The sequence below is a fragment of the Myxococcus sp. XM-1-1-1 genome (genome assembly GCF_020037095.1).
GTDB lineage: Bacteria > Myxococcota > Myxococcia > Myxococcales > Myxococcaceae > Myxococcus > Myxococcus fulvus.
In genome coordinates, this window is record NZ_JAIQDH010000006.1 from 213,366 (window position 1) to 235,563 (window position 22,198).

The 22,198-nt window shown below is 71.4% G+C and carries 20 protein-coding genes; 6 read left to right on the top strand and 14 right to left on the bottom strand.

Annotated features, from left to right (window positions below):
• The first annotated feature begins 52 nt into the window (after positions 1-52).
• Positions 53-511, top strand: coding sequence for a DUF4823 domain-containing protein (locus K8640_RS14655; RefSeq protein WP_223747598.1), 459 nt, complete (start codon positions 53-55; stop codon positions 509-511).
• Here the strand turns inward: K8640_RS14655 and K8640_RS14660 are convergent.
• The 11 genes from K8640_RS14660 to K8640_RS14710 form a co-directional block, all read right to left on the bottom strand.
• Complete coding sequence (locus K8640_RS14660; RefSeq protein ID WP_223747599.1) at positions 505-1,494, bottom strand: sulfotransferase family protein; 990 nt, start codon at positions 1,492-1,494, stop codon at positions 505-507. The two genes, K8640_RS14655 and K8640_RS14660, sit on opposite strands and share 7 nt — an antisense overlap.
• Positions 1,491-1,697, bottom strand: coding sequence for a Nif11-like leader peptide family natural product precursor (locus K8640_RS14665; RefSeq protein WP_223747600.1), 207 nt, complete (start codon positions 1,695-1,697; stop codon positions 1,491-1,493). Before K8640_RS14665 ends, K8640_RS14660 begins: the two co-directional genes overlap by 4 nt.
• A complete protein-coding gene (locus tag K8640_RS14670) occupies positions 1,687-2,289 on the bottom strand; it encodes an aspartyl/asparaginyl beta-hydroxylase domain-containing protein (RefSeq protein ID WP_223747601.1) in 603 nt (200 codons plus the stop codon). The genes K8640_RS14665 and K8640_RS14670 overlap by 11 nt, the downstream gene beginning before the upstream one ends.
• A gap of 11 nt (positions 2,290-2,300) precedes the next feature.
• Positions 2,301-4,100, bottom strand: coding sequence for a diguanylate cyclase domain-containing protein (locus K8640_RS14675; protein WP_223747602.1), 1,800 nt, complete (start codon positions 4,098-4,100; stop codon positions 2,301-2,303).
• Positions 4,101-4,187: 87 nt separating this feature from the next.
• A complete protein-coding gene (locus tag K8640_RS14680; protein WP_223747603.1) occupies positions 4,188-5,615 on the bottom strand; it encodes a CHASE2 domain-containing protein in 1,428 nt (475 codons plus the stop codon).
• 9 nt (positions 5,616-5,624) lie between these two features.
• The gene (locus tag K8640_RS14685) at positions 5,625-6,797 is read right to left on the bottom strand and encodes a FecR domain-containing protein (RefSeq protein ID WP_223747604.1); all 1,173 of its coding nucleotides are present in this window, start codon (positions 6,795-6,797) and stop codon (positions 5,625-5,627) included.
• Positions 6,794-8,605, bottom strand: a complete 1,812-nt coding sequence (locus K8640_RS14690; protein ID WP_223747605.1) for an OmpA family protein — start codon at positions 8,603-8,605, stop codon at positions 6,794-6,796. The genes K8640_RS14685 and K8640_RS14690 overlap by 4 nt, the downstream gene beginning before the upstream one ends.
• The gene (locus K8640_RS14695) at positions 8,605-8,979 is read right to left on the bottom strand and encodes a response regulator (protein WP_046718138.1); all 375 of its coding nucleotides are present in this window, start codon (positions 8,977-8,979) and stop codon (positions 8,605-8,607) included. Before K8640_RS14695 ends, K8640_RS14690 begins: the two co-directional genes overlap by 1 nt.
• Before the next feature lie 110 nt (positions 8,980-9,089).
• A complete protein-coding gene (locus tag K8640_RS14700) occupies positions 9,090-10,451 on the bottom strand; it encodes a sigma-54 dependent transcriptional regulator (protein ID WP_223747606.1) in 1,362 nt (453 codons plus the stop codon).
• Positions 10,448-12,571 (bottom strand): PAS domain-containing protein, encoded by a 2,124-nt coding sequence (locus K8640_RS14705; protein WP_223747607.1) that lies wholly within the window; start codon positions 12,569-12,571, stop codon positions 10,448-10,450. Before K8640_RS14705 ends, K8640_RS14700 begins: the two co-directional genes overlap by 4 nt.
• Positions 12,572-12,695: 124 nt before the next feature.
• Entirely contained in the window at positions 12,696-13,367 is a 672-nt protein-coding gene (locus tag K8640_RS14710) for a phosphoribosyltransferase (RefSeq protein WP_223747608.1), read from the bottom strand.
• 885 nt (positions 13,368-14,252) lie between these two features.
• On the opposite strand from K8640_RS14710, the gene K8640_RS14715 reads away from it, so the two are divergent.
• Positions 14,253-14,882 carry a hypothetical protein gene (locus K8640_RS14715; RefSeq protein WP_223747609.1) on the top strand — a complete coding sequence of 210 codons (630 nt, stop codon included), beginning with the start codon at positions 14,253-14,255 and terminating at the stop codon, positions 14,880-14,882.
• Between the two features lie 6 nt (positions 14,883-14,888).
• On the opposite strand, the gene K8640_RS14720 is transcribed toward K8640_RS14715, so the two are convergent.
• The gene (locus tag K8640_RS14720) at positions 14,889-15,149 is read right to left on the bottom strand and encodes a hypothetical protein (RefSeq protein ID WP_223747610.1); all 261 of its coding nucleotides are present in this window, start codon (positions 15,147-15,149) and stop codon (positions 14,889-14,891) included.
• A 171-nt stretch (positions 15,150-15,320) separates the two neighbouring features.
• Between K8640_RS14720 and K8640_RS14725 the strand changes: the two genes are divergently transcribed.
• From K8640_RS14725 to K8640_RS14740, 4 genes are all read left to right on the top strand, one after another.
• Positions 15,321-16,562 (top strand): SRPBCC family protein, encoded by a 1,242-nt coding sequence (locus K8640_RS14725; RefSeq protein WP_267701204.1) that lies wholly within the window; start codon positions 15,321-15,323, stop codon positions 16,560-16,562.
• 164 nt (positions 16,563-16,726) lie between these two features.
• Entirely contained in the window at positions 16,727-17,920 is a 1,194-nt protein-coding gene (locus tag K8640_RS14730) for a sensor histidine kinase (RefSeq protein ID WP_223747612.1), read from the top strand.
• Positions 17,895-18,608 carry a response regulator gene (locus tag K8640_RS14735; protein WP_223747613.1) on the top strand — a complete coding sequence of 238 codons (714 nt, stop codon included), beginning with the start codon at positions 17,895-17,897 and terminating at the stop codon, positions 18,606-18,608. Before K8640_RS14730 ends, K8640_RS14735 begins: the two co-directional genes overlap by 26 nt.
• Positions 18,605-19,711: a sensor histidine kinase gene (locus K8640_RS14740; protein WP_074954796.1), complete on the top strand. Its 1,107-nt coding sequence runs from the start codon at positions 18,605-18,607 to the stop codon at positions 19,709-19,711. Before K8640_RS14735 ends, K8640_RS14740 begins: the two co-directional genes overlap by 4 nt.
• A gap of 124 nt (positions 19,712-19,835) precedes the next feature.
• Here the strand turns inward: K8640_RS14740 and K8640_RS14745 are convergent, their stop codons facing one another.
• Together K8640_RS14745 and K8640_RS14750 are read right to left on the bottom strand one after the other, a co-directional pair.
• Positions 19,836-21,755, bottom strand: a complete 1,920-nt coding sequence (locus tag K8640_RS14745; protein ID WP_223747614.1) for a M56 family metallopeptidase — start codon at positions 21,753-21,755, stop codon at positions 19,836-19,838.
• Positions 21,755-22,147 carry a BlaI/MecI/CopY family transcriptional regulator gene (locus K8640_RS14750; protein ID WP_046714442.1) on the bottom strand — a complete coding sequence of 131 codons (393 nt, stop codon included), beginning with the start codon at positions 22,145-22,147 and terminating at the stop codon, positions 21,755-21,757. Before K8640_RS14750 ends, K8640_RS14745 begins: the two co-directional genes overlap by 1 nt.
• Positions 22,148-22,198 lie beyond the last annotated feature (51 nt).

Genomic DNA, 22,198 nt, shown 5'->3' on the forward strand with positions numbered 1-22,198 from the left:
AGGCGCCAGCGCCCGTCGCGGGTTTCTGGCTCAGGCCGCTCGACGGGCTCGGATGCAGATGAACCCGGGGGCCTGGGACAGCTCTTCGAACAAGCGTGGGTCGGCGACCTTCATGTTCGTTCCCGCGGACGGTGTCTATGAAAGCAAGCGGTTTGCTGGCTCGGCCCTGGCGACCTCCAAGGCCGTGTTCGTCGCTTTCTACAAACGCACCCAGCATGTGAAGCTCGGGAACCTGACGGAGAGCTTCGAGGAGGGGATGAAGGCCGCGCGTGCGGCCCAGAGCAAGTACCTGGTCCGGCCGACCCTCGTGCACTGGGAGGACCGCGCCACCCAGTGGTCAGGGAAGCCTGATCAGATCGACGTGAAGCTCGAGTTGATCGACGTTGCCACGGGAAAGGTCGTGAACAGCACCCGCTTGAAGGCGACGAGCGAGAGCATGTCGCACATGAGCAGCCGCCCGGAGGACCTGCTGCCGAAGCCGCTCGAACAGTTCGTGTCGTCGCTCTACTGAGGCTCGGCCCGCGGTTGCTCCGCTTCCAGCGCCTCGTACACGGGGCGCACCCAGTTCTCGGCCGCCTTCCGTGAGGCTTCGCTGACCGCTTCGGCCTTCTGCCTCGTGTCGTCCTCGAACGGGAGCACGGGGTTCTTCGCGTCACGGGACGCGGCCTGGGTCAGCAACTCCAGCTCGAGGGCATCAGGCTCCAACCCGAACAGCTCCACGAGCCGGGACACGGCGGTGTCCTGGAGCCCCCGGTGGTTCAGCAGCAACGCCGGTGACTTCCGCGCGCGATAGCCTTCCAGCCCCGCCTGGCATAGTCGCGCGAGGACCCGTGCGCCGTACTCCTCCAGCGACAGCTCGGACAACTGCGCCGTGCCGAGCCCCACGCGTGCGGGCTCCAGCACCCCCGGCAGCATGTGCGCGCCCCGGTGCTTCTGATGTGAGGCCATGACCTCCACCGGGTCCCGATACATGAACAGCCACGGCACCCCGGGAAACGCCCGCTCGAGCAACGGCAGCTCCAACACGTGCCACGCATCCAGCTTGAGGAACACCGCCTGCTCCTCGGGGTTCCGCTTCTGCCCCAGCCCGGCCACCACCGCGCGCAGCCACTCGATTCGCCGCGCCTCATCCACCCACGGGAGCCGCGAATGGATGCGCAGCACCGTGTCCACGGGGGCTGCCTCGGACAGGACGATGTGGCGGGGCAGCGACGCCAGCAGTTGCGCGAGCAGCGTGGAGCCGCAGCGGGACATGTGGAACACGAGCCCTCGCACCGGCAACCCCGGGTGCGACGTCTGTCTCTCCACCAGCGTCTCCATCGACGTCCGATGTCGGAAGAGCAGGGGGAACGGATGCCGCAGCCGGCGCTCCAGCGTCTCGTCGAAGAACGGGTCCGTGAAGCGCTGGCTCCCCAGGTGACACCAGTCGACCCAGGGCTGCTCACCCTCGACCTGCAGCCGCGCCGGTATCCACCCATCCAGCCGCGAGCTCATACCCACGTCCCCAGCCACCGCTTGCGCTCCTCGCGCATCAGCTCGCGAAGCTCCGCCTCCGTGAAGTGACAGCCCCGCTCCGCCCCCAACCGGATGGCGAGCGCGATGAACCCAGGCACATCCTTCGGCCCGCGCAGCGCCTCCTGGAGCACCCCGTCCTCCAGCACCCGCACGCGGAAGCGCTCGAAGTCCTCAAGCGACACGAGCGCCGCCTTCCTCCGTCGCGGCCCTCGCGAAGACGTCCCGCAGCCAGTCATCCACCACGCAGTCGAGCACCAGGTGCACGCGGTCCGTGTCCCCGGAGTTGTCCACGCGGTGGGGCAGGTTGAAGTTCAGGTACCAGCACTCCCCGGGCCTCATGTCCACGCGCTGGCCCGAGAGCACGAAGCTCACCTCCGGATGCGTGACGATGGGGACGTGGATGCGCACCTCGCCATCCTCGAACGCCAGGTTGTAGTCCGTGTGCTCGCGGATGTTCGCGCGGGCCGCGAGCTTCAACAGCCGCGCCGAGCCGATGGGACACCGGAACATCGCGAGCGCCTCCCGGAACGCGGGGTGACGCCCGAGCAGCGGCGTGTCCGCGTACTCCTGTCGCGCGGTGGGGTCGGGGTAGATGCGCCCCTCCATCCCTCCCACCGAGCGCAGCGGGACGCCGCTCCACTCGCCCTCGTAGAAGCGGGTGTTGAAGTGCGGCACCCACGCCTCCGAGGGCACCCGCGCCAGCTCCTCCTGGAGACGGCTCACGTCGAAGCGAAGAGGCAATCGCAGCCGGTCGGGCACGGAGGGCGGGGCCATGAGCCCCTGTTCTACACCGTTCCCCGGTCCCTCAACCCGCGGTGCTCCGCCTTCACCCGCGCGAGCGCCGCATGGGCCCGGGCGAGCGTCTGCCCCGGGTCCTCCTCGCCCTCCACCGCCACGGCGACGGTGTGGACCTCGAACGTCTCCAGCTCGGAGAGCAGGTGCTCCCGCAGCGCCTCGGTCGCGCCCGCGTCCAGCCCTGGCAGCGCCACCAGCAGCGTGCCGCCCTCCCAGCGCACCGCGAAGCCCGTGGGCGCCCCCACCGGCTCCAGATGCCGTGCCACATCCCGCAGCGCCGTGTCGCCCGCGTCGAACCCGTGCCGCAGGTTGAGCCGACCGAGCCCCACCAGGTCCACCAGCAACACGCCGCAGGGCACGCCGTCCCTCCGGCATCGGCCAATCTCACGCAGCAGGCGCTCTTCACCCGCGCGTCGCGTGGCCAGTCCCGTCAGCGCATCCACCCGCAGCATCCGCTCACGCTCGTCGCGCGGAGACACGCCCCCCGGCTCCGAGAGCGTCAGCAGCTGCGCCATGCCGCCCGGGATGGCGAATGGCCGCGCCACCCACCGGATGCGACGGGGACGTGGGTGCTCCAGCGTCAGCGACAGGTGCAGCCCCCGCGACGTGTCCGACGCCAGGTCGAGCAACGGCGAGTGCCCCGTCGGGTCCGCCGTCAGGCTGGCGACGTGCTGACGGAAGGTGTCGAAGGTCAGCTTCGCAATCCCCTCCAACGGCAGCCCCAGCAGCTCCGCCAGCGCGGCGTTGCCCGCGAAGGGCTGCCGGCCCGGAGCCACCAGCAGCGTCGCCACGTCGAGCGCTTGAATCGCGTCCCGCACCTGCGTCAGCGCGGCCAGCTCCGAGCGCGAGGGCTCCTGCCGCGAGCGGCTCCAGTCCCTCGCCTCCGTCCTCGCCCGGGACTTCAGCTCCAGGTCCCCGGCCACGCGCCGGGCCAGCTCCCGCAGCGCCGCCATGTCCTCGGTGCCGAGCACCAGGGGCCGCGTGTCGATGACACACAGCGTGCCCAGCACCTCACCGCTCGGCGTCACCAGCGGCGCGCCCGCGTAGCTGCCGACGATGCCGTCGCGCACCAGCGGGTTGTCCTTGAACACCGGGTGCCGCGTGGCGTCCGGGACGACCAGCGACTCGCGCCCCATCACCACGTGGTGACAGAAGGCCCAGTCCCGGGGCGTGCCCCTGTCTCGCGCCAGCGCGTGCGGCAGCCCCACGTGCGCCTTGAACCACTGCCTGTCGCCCAGCACCAAGGTCAGCAACGCCACCGGCACACCGAAGGCCTGCGCCACCTCCGTGACGAGCTCCTGCAGCTCCGCCTCCGGAGGGCCGTCGTCCACCAGGTGCAGCGCGTCGATGTGCGCCAGGCGCTGGTGCTCGTCGTCGGGGCCGCTCTCCGTGGGCGTGGCGGGCAGGGGACGCTGTCCCGCGAGGACCCGGCGCACGGTGTCCCGCACCGTCTCCGTCGGCGCGCGTCGGCTGAGCAGCGAGTGGATGCCGAGCGCCTCCTTGAGCTGCCACGCGCGCACCCGCAGCTCGTCGAACGCCGTCACCACCACCACCTGCGTGCCGCCCGCGTCCTGTCGCTCGCGCAGCCACGACAGCAGCGTGAAGCCATCCACGCGCGGCAAGGCCAGGTCCGTGAGCAACAGGGCCGGGGCGCTGCGCTGGCGGACCACCTCCTGGGCCTCCGCGCCATCCCGGGCCAGGATGCCCTCGAGCCCTTCCCCCGCGACGAGGGTGAGCAGGCTGGCGGCGCGGTGCGGGTCGGGCTCGGCGATGAGGGCGTAGCGGGCCATGTCTCTCCGATGCTGCCACGGATGGGCCCGCGCCGGTGATGGTCGCCACCGCGCGAGGTTGTTCGGGCAACGCTGCCCGCCCGGCCGCTACCGGCCCTCGCCCGGCGGGGCCGACGTCCCCGGCGCGGACTGGGGATAGCGCACGAAGAGTCGACGCAGGGCGCCACGCTGACGGCCCAGCTCCTCCGCCCGGAGCGCCGAGTCCACCAGCAGCATCAGCCCCAACCCCAGGCACCCGGGCACCAGCGGCAACACCCAGCCCAGGTCCGCCGCCAGCCACCCCACCAGCGCCACGTGCAGCATGCCGAGCACCAGCGCCGTGCTCCCCACGGCCCCCAGCGTCCGCACGCGGCGACAGCGCCAGCCGAAGAGCCACAGCAGGGCCACGGTCTCCAGCAGGCCCATGAGCGCCACCCCGCCCGACGAGCGCATCAGCCGGTCCGCGCGGAGGTTGTCCAGCGCGAAGGCGTGGATCTCCACTCCCGGCACCGCCACCTGGCCTGGCAGCGTGCTCTGGCCGTGCAGCCCCGTCGCGGTGACGCCGACGAAGAGCGTCTTGCCCCGCAGCGCCAGGTCCAGCCCCACCGAGCGCGGGTCCGCCTGGAGCACGTCCGCCAGGCTCACCCTCGGCAGCCAGTCGGGTGAAGGCAGCCGCATCAGCGGGGCGCCCTGGTCCACGCTCGCCCGGCGCAGCAGGGACTCCGACTGCTCCGGCATCAGCTTGAGCGCCGTCGCCAGCGCCAGCGAGGGCCACCTCCGGCCGTCCACGTCGACGGCGAACGGGTAGCGCCGGATGACGCCATCCGCGTCCACCAGCATGTTCAAGGTGCCGCTGCCGTGCGCCGCCATCCGCAGCGGGGCGATGCTGCCCGCGACGCTCCGGGCCTGGAGCCGCAGCCGGTCCACGGGCATCGACACCGAATCGGCGGCCGCGGTGTCCTCGAGCGGCGCCATCATCGAGACCTCGTCCATCAACGCCGCGGCGCCCAGGATGACGGCGCCGTTCTCCCCGAGCGCCTCCGCCAGTCGCGCGTCGCCGTCCTGCTCGCGCAGCCGGTCCTCCAGGTCCGCCACCAGCGCCGCGCCCGCGGGCTGCCCGGTGAGCCCCGACTCCCGCAGCGCCGCCAGCACGTCCTCGCCCAGCTCCAGCGCGTCGCGCGGCCCGGGCTGGTCGAACACCACGTCCACCGCCACCGCCGCCGGACGCTGCGCCGCCAGGGCCTTGAAGGCCCGCGCCCACGTGGCCCGCGACAGGGGCCAGCGCTCACCCAGCGCCATCAGCGCCCGGTCATCCACCTCCACCAGCACCAGGTCCGCGCTGCGTGGGACACCCGGCAAGAGCCGGCTGACGACCTGGTCATAGAGCGAGCGCTCCAGGGGCCCCGGCGCTCCGCCCGTCGCCGCCGTCACGCACGCCAGCGCCACGCCCACTCCCGCCGCCACCACGCGAAGCAGCCCCGGAGAGGGGCGGGGAAGCCAGGGGCCTCGCGCAGGCGTGTCGGGGCTCGGGTTCATCGGCGCGTCTCAGGGCCTCAGCTCGAACGCATGGATCTTGGAAGGGAAGCCGATGAAGTCGTCCTTGTCCACCGGCAACACGCGCCAGAACCACTTGCCCGTGTGCTCCCCGGGCACTGTCAGCGTGAGTCCCGTGGCATCGAGGGTCCGCACGCCCGCGGCGAAGTCCGCCGTCCGCGCCAGCTCCACGCGGTAGTGCTTCGCCTCCTTCACCTCGAACCACTTCAGCGTGGGCGGCGTGGTGAACGTCCCGCCGCGAGGCCCTTCGAGTCGCGGCGCCGTGAGCAGCGCGCGGGGCGCCTCGGGAGCGACGCCGGGCAGCACGCGCGAGCCCTGGCCCGCGCCCACGTCGACCTCCGCCCCCTGCGCGCCGAGCGCCACCTTGCCCTCGAGCGTCTCCAGGCGACTGACGCCGTCCTCCTTCGCCGTCACGCGGAACTGCGTGCCGCGCACCCCGGCCACCGCGCCGCGCGTGCGCACCTCGAACACGGAGCCCTCGCCACCGGGCGCGGCCACCGTCTCCACCGAGCCCTTCAAGAGCTCCAGGCGGACCACGCGCGTGCCCTGGGCGCTCAGCTCCAGGGTGCCCAGCCGCAAGAGGCTGTCGGGCTGCACACGCACCCGGCTCGCGTCCGCCAGCTCCAGCTCCGCGCTCGCGTCGCTGGCCGTCTGGAACAGCTCGCCCGTGTGGAGCGAGTCACCGATGGCGCGCGGCTGCAGCGCGTCCTCCGTGGCGCCCGCCAGGATGCTTCCACCCGCCGCGCGCACGCGGGCCACGCGGGGCTGAGCGGGGCGCTCGACGTAGGCGAGCTGGAGCTGCCCCGGCTGTCCCGGCACCGCGGGAGGCGCCACCACGGACACGCGCGTCTGGGGCACGCCCGCCGCCACCAGCACCTGCGCCGCCGCCTTCGCCACCGCGAGGCCCTGGCCTCCCAGCCGCTCCGCGTCCGGCAGCCGGGCGGCCACCGTCACCGAGCGGATGGCGGGACGGGCCACGAGCGCCTGTCCCACGTGCTTCAGGCACTGCTCCGTCTCCGGGCCCTGGGGCGCGAGCGTGCGGCCCAGCTCCACGCGGCCATTGTTGAAGCGCACGCCGCCGCACGGCTCCGCGCCCTGCGACTGCGCGAGCACGGGCGAGCCCGAGAGCGTCAGCACCATCAGCCAGGAAGTGGACCGACTCATGGCGTGGCCTCCCCCGCCGAGGAGTCGGCGGCCTTCACGATGTTGAACTCGACGCGGCGGTTGTTCTCGCGTCCCTTGGGCGTCTTGTTGGTGTCCACCGGCTTCGTCTCGCCGAAGCCCACCGCCTCCAGGCGCTCCGGCGCGATGCCGGACTTCACCAGGAAGGCCTTCACGTTGTTGGCGCGGCGCTGCGACAGGTCCAGGTTCTTCGCGTCCGAGCCCTGGCTGTCGGTGTGGCCCTCCACGCGCACCAACTGGAGCTGCGGGTTCGCCTTGAGCACCGAGGCCACCTGCGCGAGCAGGCTGAACGACTTGGGCAGGATGACGTCCTTGCTCGTGGCGAAGTAGACCTTCTCCAGGATGACGATGCGCGAGCCCTCCAGGCGCACGCTCGACGTGCCCTGGTCGGGGCAGCCGTCCTCGTCCTTCACGCCGTTGATGGTCTCCGCCTCCAGCGGGCACGCGTCGGCCGTGTCGGGGATGCCGTCCCTGTCGTTGTCCGGGTCGGGGCAGCCGTCCGCGTCCTCGAAGCCATCCAGGTCCTCGGGCTCGCTGGGGCAGCGGTCCTCGCTGTCGACGATGCCGTCCTGGTCCGTGTCCACGGGGGCGGGGGGGAGCGTCATCGGCGCGCTCGCCTCGGGGGCCTGGGTGGGTGCGTCCTCGGACGCGGGAGCGTGCTCGCCAGGCGAATCGGGGCAGCCGTCCTCGTCCTGATAGCCGTTGAAGGTCTCCGGCTCGCCGGGGCACACGTCCGGTCCATCGAGGATGCCGTCGTTGTCGTCGTCCGGGTCCAGGCAGTGGTCGTCGTCCTGGAAGCCGTCGTAGTCCTCGGGGCCGAGCGTGCACGCGGGGGCCGACGAGGGCGCCGAGGACGCCGTCCAGCTCAGTCCACCCAGCACGCGGAAGCTCGGGGTGCCATAGCCTCGGGTGAGGCCGGGGCCCGCGCCCACATGGGCCGCGAGCTCACGGGTGAAGCGGTACTTCACCGCGCCGAGCGCCTCCAGGGGCCGCTCCTCCGTGTTCGTCTCCTTCAACCCCAGCGCGCCCGCGAGCGTCGCGGCGACCGAGAGCTTCTCGGTGAGCGGCACCTCGGCGCCGATTCCGTACGCGAACTCGCTGCCCACGCGCAGGTTGCGCAGCCGCTCCTCGCCGCGCAGGTTCACGCCCACGTTGGCGAGCAGGCGCACGCGCTCGGTGGCCCACTCGGCGATGAGCCTCGGCTGGAAGGTGAGCCCGTCGGAGCCCAGGAACTCGTCGCCTCCCGAGGTGGGAATCGTCACCGACGCGGCCACGGCCAGGTGCAGGCCTCCGTCCGTGGACAGGAGGCGCGCCTTGGGGACCAGCCGCAAATCCCCGATGCCCGTGGCATCCACGCCCTGCGCCAGCGACGGGGCCACCTCTCCCGCGGGCTGCGACGTGGTGGTGGAGATGGGCAGCGCCACGCCGACCTCCAGCCAGTCGAACAGCGCCAGCGCGCCCAGCACGTCCACGGTGAGCTGGCTGTCGACGATGCGGTAGACGAACGCGTCCCGCCTCGGGTCCAGCAGGTTGAGCGGATCATCCGCGTAGTTGACTGACAGCCCCAGGTTCCAGTCGAGGTGCCGGCCCACGCGCGCGCCGTGCAGCCCCAGCACGTCATAGGCGCCCGGGCCGGGCTTGTACTGCTGCACGTCGATGGCCTGGGAGGCCGGAATCTGAGCCTGGGCGCCGTTCGCCAGCAACAGCGCCAGCGCGAACCACGCCCACGGGCGGGTGGGAGGAAAAAGCACTCGCATGCTCCGACGGTGCCAGAAGGGCACCACCCACATCAACGTGCCGCCAACAATTGCGACACGTGTTGGGCCAGGGAAGGCAGGGGTTGCGGCTTGGGCAAGACCAGGTCGACGCCGAGCTCACGGGCCCGGGCCGTCAGCTCCGGAGAAGCGAAGGCCGTGAGCAGCACCACGCGGGTATCCGGGGTGAAGCGGCGCACGAAGTCCGCCAGCACCAGCCCCTCCTCGGACTGCGTGCCGCTCAGCCGCAGGTCGCTGATGACCAGGTCGTAGCGGCCCGTCGTCATCAACCCCAGCGCCTCATCGAGCGCTTGCGCCGAGTCCACGCGGTAGCCGGCCCCCGAGAAGAACTGCCCCAACACCCAGCACAGGGTGGATTCGTCGTCGACGATGAGGAGGTTCTGAGACACGCGGCCGCCGGAGAGCAAGCCTGGGGCCAACCGTACTCAGGCCCCCCGCGATACGACTTTCCCGATACTTGCGGGCTGTCGCCCGGTGCCTCGTCCACCTTGCGTCCAGATCACGGATCCGATTTCTGGAATCCAGATCTGTTGATTCCCAAACGCTTGAGGCGCTCGTAGAGGGAGGAGCGGGGGATGCCCAGGCGGACGGCGGCGCGCTCGACGTGGCCGTTCTCCCGGCGAAGCACGCGCTCGATGTGGCGGCGCTCGAGCTCCTCGAGGGTCAGGTCATCCTCGGCGGCGGGCTCGTCGGGGGAGGACTCGAAGCGCAGGTCGCCGCGGGACAGGGCGCCGCCGCCGGAGAGCAGCACGGCGCGCTCCAGGACGTTGCGCAACTCGCGGATGTTGCCGGGCCAGGCGTAGCGCATCAGGGCCGTCTCGGCGTCCGGCTGGAGGCCCACGCCGCCGCGTCCGCGCGCGGTGCCCATCTCCGCGAGGAAGCTCCGGGCCAGCACGGGGATGTCCTCAGGGCGCTCGCGCAGGGCGGGCACGTGGAGGATGAGGGTGCTGACGCGGAAGTACAAATCGCTGCGGAAGCGCTTCTCGCGGGTGGCGGTGCCCAGGTCCTGGTGCGTGGCGGCGATGAGGCGCACGTCGACGCGCCTGTCGCGCACGTCGCCCAGCCTCCGGAAGCGCTTCTCCTCCAGCACCTTGAGGAGCTTGGGCTGGACGGTGAGGTCCATGTCGCCAATCTCGTCGAGGAAGAGCGTGCCCCGGTCGGCGACCTCCAGCAGGCCCTGCTTGTTGGCCACCGCGCCCGTGAAGGCGCCCTTCTCGTGGCCGAACAGCTCCGAGTCGAGCAAGTCCCTGGACAGCGCCGCGCAGTTGAGGTCGACGAAGGGCGCGTCGGCGCGGGGGCCGCCTTCATGCAGCCAGCGCGCGAGCACGCTCTTGCCGCTGCCCGTCTCGCCGGTGACGAGCACGGGGCTGTCGCTGTGCTGCATGCGCTCGGCCTCGGCGCGCAGGTTCTGGATGGCGACGCTGGTGCCCAGGAACGGGTCCACCGAGGCGCGCGCGGTGCGCGACAGGTCCGCGCGCAGGCGCTGCCGCTCGCGGCGCTGGGCGACCAGGCGCTCCAGCACGACCTTGAGGACGGCGAGCTCCACGGGCTTGGTGAGGAACTGCTCGGCGCCCTCCTTCACGGCCTGCACGGCCAGCTCGATGGAGCCATGGCCGGTGAGGACGACCAGGGGCACGGCCGCGTCGATCTCCTTGAGGCGCGGGAGCAGCTCCAGGGCGGTGCCGTCCGTGAGGCGGTAGTCCACCACGGCCACGTCGGGGCGGTGCGTGCGGAAGACCTCCTGGGCCTCGGCGAGGCTCTGGGCTTCGTCCACGTCGAAGCCGTGGGCGGTGAGATAGCCCCTCATGCCGAGCCGGACGCCGGGCTCGTCGTCCACGAGGAGGATGCGGGTACGGGTCATGAGGCGAGCGAGTCTAGGGGCACGGTGGCCGGAGGCGAGGAAACCGCTGGTAGCAGCAGGGTGACTTCGGCGCCACCCTCGGGGTGGTTTCCCAGGCGGATGGCGCCCTGGTGCTCCTCGAGGATGCGCTGGACGATGGACAGGCCCAGGCCGGTGCCGCCCCGGCGCTTGCTGAAGAAGGGCTCGAAGACGTGGGGCAGGTCCTCCTCGCGGAAGCCCGGGCCGCCGTCGCGCACGGTGCAGCGCACCCAGGCGCGGCCCTCCTCCTCGAGCACCGCGGTGGACACGCGCACGGTGGCGCCCGCGGGGGAGTGCTGCACGGCGTTCTCCAGCACGTTGCGGAAGACATGGAACAGCCGCCGCGAGTCCATGCGCACGGGCGGCAGGGACTCGGTGAGCAGCGGCGTGACGGCCACGCGGGCCTGCTCGCCGGTGAGGGCGCACGCGGCCAGGGCCTCCTCGACGACGGGGTGCACGGGGCCCTCCACCCATTCGCCGCGCGTGGGCCGGCCGTACTCGAACAGCTCCTGGGTGAGGTGGTTGAGGCGGCGCACCTCGCCGCGCAGGACGTCCATGTACGGGGCCAGGTCCGCGCGCTGGCCCACGGTGGCCTCCACCGCGTCCACCACGGCGGAGATGGAGAAGAGGGGGTTTCTCACCTCGTGGGCCACGCCCGCGACGATGGCGCCCATGACGGCCATGGTCTCACTGCGGCGCAGGCTGGCCTGCAGCTCGAGCAGTCGGGTGACTTCGGTGGCGACCAGGATGATGCGTGAGTCGTCGCCTCCGGCCTCGTCGACCCAGGCGGCGGACAGCTCCCAGGTGCGGCGCGAGTGCGGGTCGGTGACTTCGCGGGTGATGGTGCCGTGGGTGCGGCGCAGCTCGTCGATGAGGGGCGGGGTGCTGGACCAGGGCGGCCTGCTGGCGGCGGTGGACAGGGGCTGGCCGGAGGGGTCCAGGCCGCCGAACAGCGCGCAGGCCGGGGCGTTGAGGCGGTGGATGACGCCGTCCGCGCCGAGCACGAGCAGGGGGGCGGCGACGGCGTCGAAGGTGCGGGTCCACTCCTGGGCGGAGCGGCGGAAGCTGTCGTGGAGGCGCTGGCGCAGCTCGTCCGCGAGGTAGCGGTCGGTGATGTCGGTGACGACGCAGCCGACGTGGAGCTCGCCCTGGGCGTCTCGCGCGGAGGCGGCGGCGCGGCTGCGGACCCAGCGCACGCGGCCGTCGGCGCAGATGAGGCGGTGTTCCAGCTCCACCTCGGAGCCGGGGGCGAGCGACTCGATGCGGGAGCGGTAGCGCGCGCGGTCCTCGGGGTGGATCATCTCCGCCCAGAGGCGGGGCGGGCCGCCGCCGGGGGAGGGCTCGACGAAGGCGGAGGCGGGGTAGCCGGTGGTGCGCTCGATGACGGGGGTGCAGTAGAAGTCGCGCAGCCTGCCGTCGCGCAGCTTGCCGCCCCAGAGGTAGTCGGGCAGGGAGCGGGTGAGGACGTCGAGGCGGCCCTCGTGCTCCTGGAGGGATTGCTCGGCGCGCATGCGCTCGGTGAGCTCGGAGAGGGAGGCGATGACGCCGAGGACTTCGCCGCCGGCGCCGCGCACGCGCGAGTAGCTGCCGAACCAGAAGCGGGGCTCGCCGGGGGCGGCGGGGGTTTCGACTTCGAGGCAGGTGTCCTGGACGGGGGCGTCGGTGCCGAGGGCGCGCTCGAGGCGTGGGGCGAGGAGTCGGCCCAGCTCGGGCATGACCTCGGTGACGTGGCGGCCCAGGTGTCCACCGGCGGGCAGGCCGTTCATGGCGGCGAGCGCGGTGTTGACGTGGATGTAGCGCAGGTTGCGGTCGAAGAAGGCGAAGCCCACGGGGGTGACGTCCATGAGGGCGTCGCGCAGGGCGCTGGAGTCACCGGCGCTGCGGAGGGCTGCGTCGCGCTCGCGGCGGGTGCGCTCGCGGGCGTGGGCGAGCAGGAGGGCGGGGACGCCCGCGCAGGTGAGGACGAGCGCGGAGGTGGCGAGGATGCGGGGCAGGGGATTGGCCGCGTCCGCGCTGGTCCAGGCCCATTCGATGAGGGCGGCGAGCGCGGCGGCGGTGAAGGCGGCCAGGAGCATCTGACTGCGTGAGGGGAACTCGTGCATGGGGGCGTGGGCCGCGCGAGCCTACCTGGAATCCAGGGGCGCGCCGTGCATCGAGGCCCAGGGACGGGTGCTCTCGTCGTCTGGTGGGCAAGGGGGCGGGTCCGGGGTGCGCCGCGGGGGTGGCTCAGACTCCTGGCCGCGGCGCGGCGTCATGGGCCGAGCGGGCGAGGAGGTCCTGGACCTCTTCGTCGGAGGTCTGGTCGAAGTGCCGGTACCACAGGCCCACGGCGCCGAAGGGCTCCGGGGTCCGGGCACACACCATCTCGTCGACGAGTGGTGCCAGGGCGTCGCAGGTGTCGGGAGGGGCGACGGGGACGGCGACGGTGATGCGGGAAGGGTGCTGCAGGCGCAGGGCGGCGACGGCGGCGCGCATGGTGGAGCCGGTGGCGAGGCCGTCGTCGACGAGGATGACGTCGCATCCGTGGACATCGAGGGCGGGGCGGCCCTGGCGGTAGCTGACTTCGCGACGCTGGAGCTCGCGGGTTTCATGCGCGGTGACGGCGTCGAGCTGCGCGGAGGTGATGCCGAGCTCGTCGATGACCTCGGGGTTGAGGACGCGTGTGCCGCCAGTGGCGATGGCGCCCATGGCGAGTTCCTCGTGGCCGGGCGTGCCCAGCTTGCGGACGATGAAGACGTCCAGCGGGGCGCCGAGCGCGCGGGCGACTTCATAGGCGACAGGGACACCGCCGCGTGGGAGCGCGAGCACGCGGGTGTCGGGACGGTGGGCGTGGTGGCGGAGCAGCCGCGCGAGGGCCCGGCCCGCCGTGGAGCGATCCTGGAACGCGGGTCCTGTCATGTGTGGCTCCTCGGTGCGTGGGTGGGTGGACGTGCCTCGGAGTTCAACGTGGTCATGCACTCAGCGGAGGTGCACGGACGGCCTAGTCACATCCTGCTGCCCGAGCCCTGTTTGGCTCGGGCCCATGGAGCGTGGCATGGCGCTTCTCTTTTTCACACGCCATGACTCAGGGTCTGCGAATGTTTCTGCTTGGGTACGCGTCACGGTGTCCAACGGATGCGTTTCACTCCACCACGGTTGATGCACTTGCCCCGGGCCCAAGGCTCACAGTCGGAGCAGGCCACATGCGTGTTGTCGTAGTAGCCATCACAGCACCTTACGTTGCAGGTCGTGAGGTCCGACCGACAGACGTCGTGCCATTCGAGTCTGCATGTTTGGACGGATAGGGATTCAGGTTCGCCTCCGGAGACTGGTGATGAAGTCTCGGAGTACATCTCGGGCGACGCCTCCGCTGTGTTGTCCATGGGTGGGAGACTTTGATTCTCGCCAAGGCTGTCATTGTGCTCGGGGCCACATGCTCCCAGCATCAGTGCACAGCTCAACATCCACAAGAATGTCCGATTGGGGATCGACATGGTTCAGGCCAGGGGTTGAAGAAGAGACCCTGGTCATAGGGGAGAGCCAGGGCGGCCAGATACTGCATCCAGTGTCTGGTTGCTCTGAGAATGGAGCCCGGGTTGGCCGGTTGGCCACTGTCTGGGATGACCGGGTCGCTATCTGCTGCCGGACATTCCCTATTCGTGGTCGACGCAGAGGGGATGGGGTCCCTGCTCGGGCACGGCCCGTCTGGGCCCTGTGGGCATGATCTCTGGCCCGTGAAGCAGTTCGTCGTCCTGCGAGGTCGACGTAGACGTGGGCGACCACTCAGGGTGAGAGTTTGCATCCATGACGACCGTGAACATCAAGATTCTCTGGCCGCATGAAGCCATCCGGGCTCGTCCGGGGATGTACTTGGAGGGTGCCTCTGATCCGTGCTCGCAGGCCGAGGTGTTGCTCAAGTTGACTGTCGAGAGCATGGCCATCACAGGAAATGGTGCCGAGCGGCTTCCGGTCGTGCTCCGGCTCTGGCCAGGCCCCGCATTCGAGATGACCTGCCCCTGGCAGTGTTCTTCGTCCGAGTTTCTTGGCCGTGGGCGCTCCACCCTCAGTTCCATCGAGTGGAGAATGTTGAACCTTTTCGCGGGGGGCCCAAGGACTTGGGAGTTCCTCGATGGCCACGGCATTCTACTCAGTGCGTTGTCATCCCGCGTACTCCTGCAGGTCTCGAACGGAGAGCGATGCTGCGAGAGTGCCTATTCTCGAGGCGGCCTCATCTCTCCCTTGCAGGACTCAAGGACAGGCCCGTCGAACGGCTCGCGCGTCGTGTTCGAGCTGGATCGACTCTTCTTTGATGACGCAGCGAGAGCGCACGTGCACTCGGATGAAGTGCTCGACGCCCTCGCGGCCCGGTTCTCCTGGCTGACCATCGCCCAGCGCGCAGCGGACGTTCGCGCGGGCGACCCGTGGTCGCCGTGAGCCTCTCTACGCGATGATGTTCGGCTTGCCCGGCTGCCCGGGAGGCGGCGGGTCGTGAATCCCCGGCGGCGAGATGTCAGGAGGCAGGGGAGGCTCGATCTCCGGCGGCTGCTTGCGCGGCGGCTCCTCGGCGGGAGGCTGCCGGAAGGGCGGCTCATGCTGGGGCTGCCGAGGGTCCGGCTCCTTGACCGGCGCGTTGGGCTCGGGCTCGGGAGGCAGGGGCGTCGGGTGCGGAGTCCCGGGGATCGGCGGCTGCTGCGTGGGCATTCTTGCGGCGCTCCTTGAAGAGATTCGGTCCGTCTGCCCGCTCAAGGTGTGCACGCCCGGCCATGCGGGCACCTTCCCGCACACGCTCGCGTGAGACACCCAGGCACTCGTGGCCCTCACGCGAGGGGGCCGTGCTCACGGGGCCCGGCTCGGACGTCCCGTGGTTGCTGCATCGCGCCATGTCCGCCGTCAGGTTCTCCCGATGGGACTTATCGACAACCCAACAGGAGGCACTTCATGAAGGCAGCCATTTGGGGGCTCGGGGGACTGGGGCTGGGCGTGGGGCTGATGTACTGGAGCGATCCACGCAGCGGCCGCTGGCGCAGGTCTCATCTACAGGGCAGGGCCGTGCACGCCGCCCACGAGGCCAGCTCCGCGGTCGACGTCGTCCGCCGCGACCTGGCCCAGCGCTCGCGAGGCCTGTTCTTCGAGTCCGTCAGTCGCTTCCGCTCGGAGCCCGTCGACGACGTCACCCTCACCGAGCGCGTCCGCGCGGCCCTCGGACGGGTCTGCTCGCATCCGGGCTCCGTGAAGGTGTCCGCTAGGGACGGCATCGTCACGCTCGAGGGCTCCATCCTGCTCGAGGAGCTCAAGTCCGCCGTCCCCTACCTCGGCCGCGTCCGAGGCGTGCGCGGCGTGGACAATCGACTGCTCCCCTTCGCCCAGCCCGGCCGCCAGTCCGAGCTCCAGGGCGGCATCGCGCGGCGACGCCCCTTCGGCTCCAAGCACTGGTCCCCCTCGTCACGCTTCTTCGGCGCGCTCGGAGGTATCTCCCTCGCGTCCTGGGCGCTCCAGCAACGCGGTGTCCTGGGCTCGCTCCTGGGACTCGGCGGCGCGGTCCTCGGCATCCGCGCGCTCAGCAACCTGGAGCTGCGCCGGCTCACGGGTATCGGCGCGGGGCCTCGCGCCATCACCCTGCACAAGGACATCACCGTGAACGCGCCCGTGGAGGAGGTCTTCGCCTTCTGGGACGCGATGCAGAACTTCCCGCGCTTCATGACCCACGTGGACGAGGTGCGCGTCGACGAGCGCGGTCGCTCCCACTGGAAGGTCCGTGGCCCCGCCGGCCTCCACTTCGAATGGGAAGCCGTCGTCACGAAGCGAGTGCCCAACCAGCTCCTCGCCTGGAAGAGCGTGAAGGGCACCTCCGTGGAGAACGCCGGCGTCATCCACTTCGAGCCCACCGCGAAGGGCGGCACCCGCGTGGACATCCGCCTGTCATACAACCCGCCTGCCGGCGCCATCGGCCACGCCTTCGCCCGCCTGCTGGGCGTCGACCCCAAGCGGCAGATGGACGACGACCTCCTGCGCTTCAAGTCCCTGCTCGAGCGCGGCAAGGCCACCGGCCACGAGACCGTGACGCGCGAGTCCCTGGCCCCGAACCGGAGCGGGCGGACCTCCCTGATGCACTGACGCGCCGCCGTCGCGCAGGATTTGCGCGCCCCGGACCATGAGCTCCGAGGCGCGCATTTCTTGCGTGCCACCGGGTCGCCCGGACCCGCTGCGGGCTGGCGCGGTGCTTGCTGCGGAGTTGCTCGTCCGATGTGGGGCGAGCGGTTAATGTCCGCCCCGAAACCATGGCGGAAACCTTGTTCGAGGAGCTGAAGCGGTACGTGGGGTTCGGAGCGCGGGACGAGCTGTCACTCGTCGGCCTCCACTCCCTCGCGAAGCCGCACTTCCCCCGCATCGCGCGCGTCTTCTACGACCGCATCCTGGAGCACGAGGGCGCCCGCCAGGCGCTCGAGGGCGGCGAGAGCCAGGTGGGCCACCTGCGAGGCACGCTCCAGGTCTGGATGGACCAGCTGCTGCGCGGCCCGTGGGATGAGGCGTACTTCGCGCTGCGCTGCCGCATCGGCCGCATGCACGTGAGAATCTCCCTGGAGCAGCACTACATGTTCGGCGCGATGAACGTGCTGCGCCAGGAGCTCAACGCCATCATCGACACGGCGTTCACCACCCAGCCCCAGGTGCTCCACGACACGCGCGCGGCGCTCGGCCGCATCCTGGACCTGGAGCTGGCCATCATGCTCCACACCTACCGCGAGGACCTGCTCGCGCAGCAGGCGCGCACCGAGCGCCTGGCCACCTTCGGCCAGCTCGTCGGCTCCATCGGCCACGAGCTGCGCAACCCGCTGGGCGTCATCGAGACCTCGCTCTACATCCTGCGCAGCCGCCAGGGCGCCACGGTGGACGAGCGCACCGCCAAGCACCTGGACCGCATCGGCGAGCAGGTGGGCATCGCCAACCACATCGTGTCCGACCTGCTCGACATGATTCGCGACCGCCCCCTCCAGCGGCAGGAGGTCTGGTTGGACGAGGTCTGGCAGGAGGCCCTCAAGGCCGTGGTTCGCCCCGAGAACGTCCGCGTCAGCGCGGAGGGCCTGGTGTCCCTGCCCGCGGTGCACGGCGACGCGGGGCAGCTGCGCCAGGTGTTCGTCAACCTGCTGGAGAACGCGGTGCAGGCGCTCGAGGAGTCCGGCGGGGACTTCTCGCTCCACGGCTCGACGAGCGACGCCGGTCAGGTGGAGCTGGTGCTGGAGGACTCGGGGCCCGGCCTCAGCGAGGCCATCCGCGAGCGCCTCTTCGAGCCGCTGATGACCACGAAGGCGCGGGGCATCGGTCTGGGCCTGCCGCTCGTGCGCCGCATCCTGGAGCGGCACGGCGGCTCCATCACCTACGCGCCCCGGGCCGGCGCGGGTGCCCGGTTCGTGCTCCAGCTCCCCAAGTCCCCCGAGGAGGGCACTCGTGCGACGCTACCTCCTGCTCGATGACAACCGGGCGTTGGCGGAGAACCTCGCCGAAATCCTCCGCGACGAGGGCCACCAGGCCACCGTCGTCTCCACGGGCGACGAGGCCCTGCGCGCGGTGGGCGCCACGCGCTTCGACGCGCTGGTGACGGACATGCGCATGCCGGGGATGAGCGGCGCGGACGCGGTGCGCTGCATCCGGCGCGTGGACCCGGGCATCGCCACCGTCGTCATGACGGCCTATCCCCGCGAGGACGACCTGGAGACCGCGCGGCGTGAAGGGCTGCTCGCGGTGCTGCCCAAGCCCGTCCCCATCTCCACGTTGATGGAGCTGCTCGCCAACGCACGACGCGACGGGCTGGTGGTGGTGGCCGAGGACGACCCGGCGCTCAGCGACAACCTCTCCGAGCTGTTGCGCGCCAGGGGCTTCTCGTGCGTGACGGTGAGCTCCGCGCTGGACGCGGACCTGCTCTCCTGCGCGATGCCGTTCGCGGCGCTGGTGGACCTGCGCATGCCCGGAGGCCCGGACGGTGAGGCGCTGCGTCGCCTGCGCGCGCGCTTCCCCAGTCTGCCCACCTTCGTCATGACGGCCTGGCCGGACCTGGCGCCCCTCGGCGAGGGCGTGGATGTCTACTCGAAGCCCTTCGACACCGGCGCGCTCATGGGTGCGCTGGAGACCGCGCACGCCGCGCGCCCCGTGTCCTCTCCATGACCGAACCCAACTCCCAGTCCCCCGCGCGGGTCCTCGTCGTGGACGACAACGCGGCGTTCCTGGACAACCTCGATGAGCTGCTCGGCGACGCGGGCTACGTGGTGCACGCGGCGTCGACCTGTCGGGGCGCACGGGAGAAGGCTCGCGACGGGTTCGACGTGGCGCTGGTGGACCTGCGGCTGCCGGACGGAGACGGCACGGCGCTGGCGGCGGAGCTGAAGGAGGGCGCGCCGGACTCGGAGGTGGTGCTGCTCACCGGCTTCGCCACGCTGGAGACGGCGGTGGCGGCGGTGCGCGCGGGCGCGTGCGCCTATCTCATGAAGCCCTGCGCGCCGCGAGAGCTGCTCCTGACGCTGGAGCAGGCGATGCGGCAGGTGCGGCTGCACGCGGAGAAGCGGGAGCTGGCCCGACGCGCGCAGGTGACGGAGAAGCTGGCCGCGGTGGGGACCATGACGGCGGGGCTGTCCCACGAGATTCGCAACCCGCTCAACGCCGCGGCCCTCCAGTTGTCCGTGCTGGAGCGTCGGGTGCGCAGGCTGCCGGACCACCAGCAGGGCACGTTGCTGGAGCCGCTCCTGCTCGTGCGCGACGAGATTCGCCGGCTGGACCACATCCTGGAGGACTTCCTCCAGTTCGCCCGGCCCCGTGAGTTCCGCCCCGGCTCCGTGGACGTGAAGGCGCTGGTGCGCCGCGTGGTGGACCTCTTGAGCAGTCAGGCGGAGACGCGCAAGGTGTCGCTGACGCAGGTGGTGCCGGAGTCGAACCTGCCCGCGCTCTCCGGTGAGGAGGAGCGACTGCGGCAGGTGCTCATCAACCTGTGCCTCAACGCGCTGGAGTCCACGCCCGCCGGAGGCCACGTGACGCTCACCGTGGGCACCGAGGACACGCGCGTGTGGCTCACGGTGGACGACACGGGCTCGGGCGTCCCGGAGGCGATGAGGGACCGCATCTTCGAGCCCTTCTTCACCACCAAGGCGCAGGGCTCCGGGCTGGGGCTGCCCATCGTCCACGCCATCGTCACGCAGCACGGCGGGACGCTGGAGGTGGGCACCGCACCGAGCGGCGGCGCCCGCTTCCTCCTGCGGCTCCCGATGGCGCGCTAAGTAGGTCGCCACAAGTTCCGAGACAAATGCAGGGACCTTGCCCGTTCCCGCTCCGCCTCGGATTCGCTCAGGAACATTTGGCGATCTACTTAGGGCGACGCGCCACCGGGGGCTTCACGTCACTTCAGAAGCCGGCGACGGGAGGCGTCGCCACGCTGGACGCGGAGACGCTCGCGCAGAGGATGCAGGCGCTCTGGCTGGAGCCGTCCGCGCGCTTGCCGGGCTTGTCCGCGCTGGCGAGCTGCTGGTCCCTGCCGCCACCGGGCTCGTTGGTGAACCAGATGTCGAACTCGTAGTGCACGGGCACCGGCTTGCCGTCGAGCGTCGCGGGCTCGTAGCGCCACGTCGTCAGGGTGCGGATGACGCCTTCCTCCAGACCGGAGAGGCTCTGCAGCGACTTGCAGTTGGTGACGCTGCCCTCGGCGGTGATGGTGCACCGGGTGACGATGGAGCCCTTGGGGACGGCGGAGATGCGCGAGCGCAGGTTCTGGGTGATGTCCTGGAAGGCGAGCCGCTGCCCGGACACGAAGCGGGGCGGGGTGATGCCGGGCCCCAGCGTGAAGGCGCCGTCGTCCTCTGGTTGGGGACGGGGCGGCGTCGGCGCGGCGGGCGGCGTCGTATCCGGAGTGAGCGCGGGCAGCGCCGCGGCCATCACCTGCATCGAGATGCTGTCGTGCTCCACCTGCGCTTCGTCCACCGGCGTCTCGTGGCTCTCCACGGCCACGGCCTCGGAGGGGACGGCGGGCTCCACGTCGAGCGGGTAGGGCGTCCTGGGGAGCTGCGTGCGCGCAATCCCCTGCGTGTCGGGGATGAGCAGCGGCCGGGGGCTGGGCTCGCGCGCCTTGCGAGGCGCGGTCGAGACCTTGTGGAGCACGCGCGTCGGACGGCTGGGTGTCTTGGAGGTCAGGTCGAGCGGGAGGATGCGGGGCGCCGGAGCCACCAGGGGCCGATGCACGGGCGGGGTGACCTCCGTGAAGGCGCGCTCGTGCTTCGCCACCGGCGCCACGTCCAGGGCCTGGGGCGCCACGGCCATCGCCGTCATCGGCACCTGTGAGGAGCCCAGCGCCACGGCGAGCGCCGCGCCACCCAGTCCACTCACCAGCCGCCACGAGCGACGAGGCGCCCGCGTGTCGGGGACCGACAGCAGCCGCCGGATGCGGCCCAGCAGCGAGCCCCCATCCGCGCCCAGCGCGAGCAGCGCGGACGGCGGCGCGCGCAGTTGCTCGATGTGCGCCAGCGCGCGGGCGTAGAGGACCGCGTCGCCACACGACTGCACGGCCTGGTCATCGGCGCAGTGCTCGCGCTCCTCGCGGATGCGGTGGGACAGCCACCAGACGGCCGGGTGGTAGAACAAGAACGTCTCCACCAGCGCCTGGAGCAGGTTGACCAGGTAGTCGTGCCGCTGGATGTGCGCGAGCTCGTGGGAGAGCACCGCCTCCAACTGCTGCGGCGACAGCCCGGTGATGGCCCCCGCGGGCACGAGGATGAGCGGACGCCACAGGCCGATGACCTGGGGCACGTCGATGCGCGTGGACGCCATCAGCCGCACGGGGCGCGACATCCGCAGCTTCGCGAGCGCGCGCTCCATCGCCTCGCGCCAGACGCTGTCGGGCTCGCGGGTGTGCAGCCGCGACAGCCGCTGCGCCGCGTACCAGGAGACGAGCGTCCGGGCCGACAGCAGCAGCACGCCGGCGCACCACGCCGGCAGCAGCCAGGGCCGCAACAGCTCCAGCCAGGTCACGGTGACCTCGGCCGTGGGCGCCAGGTCCGCCACCACGACCTCGCGGGCCACCGCCGCCGGAGCGAGCGCCTGGGGGGCGAGGCCCAACGAGGCCGCCGCGGCCGGACCCTCCATGAGGGCCCGCAGGAAGGTCACGAGCGGCAACACCGCCATGGTCGCGAGCCCCAGGCACGCGACGACATAGCGCCCCTTCGCCGAGCGGCGCGACATCATCGCCAGCAGCCCCGCCACGACGAGGGCCACCGCGCCGCCCTGCCAGACGAAGTCGATGAGGGCCCGTTCCAGCGCGTCCAGCACGTGCATCACTTCCCCCGCCTCTCGTGCTCGTCCAGCAGCTTCCGGATCTCCGCCAGCTCCTGCGCCGAGGCCCGCTTCATCGACAGGGCCTGGGCGACGACGCTCGACGCCGAGCCCCCGAAGGCGCGGTCCATCAGGTCTCGCAGCAGGTCACGCTGCGTGCGCTTCTGGCTGAGGGCCGCCTCGTAGACGTGCGTGCGCTCACTCTCGTCGCGCTGCACGAGCCCCTTCTCCGTCATGTTCTGGAGGAGCTTGAGGACGGTGGTGTAGCCGGTGTCCTTCTCCTGCGTGCCTCGGAGGGACTCATGCACCTGCCGCACGGTGCTGGGCCCCAACTGCCAGAGGACTCGGAGGATGGCCAGCTCGGCGCGCGTCGGCTGCGGTGGAACGGGCGTCATTCGCGAAAGTATTACGACGTATGTCGTATCTGTCAACGACACTCGTCGTAG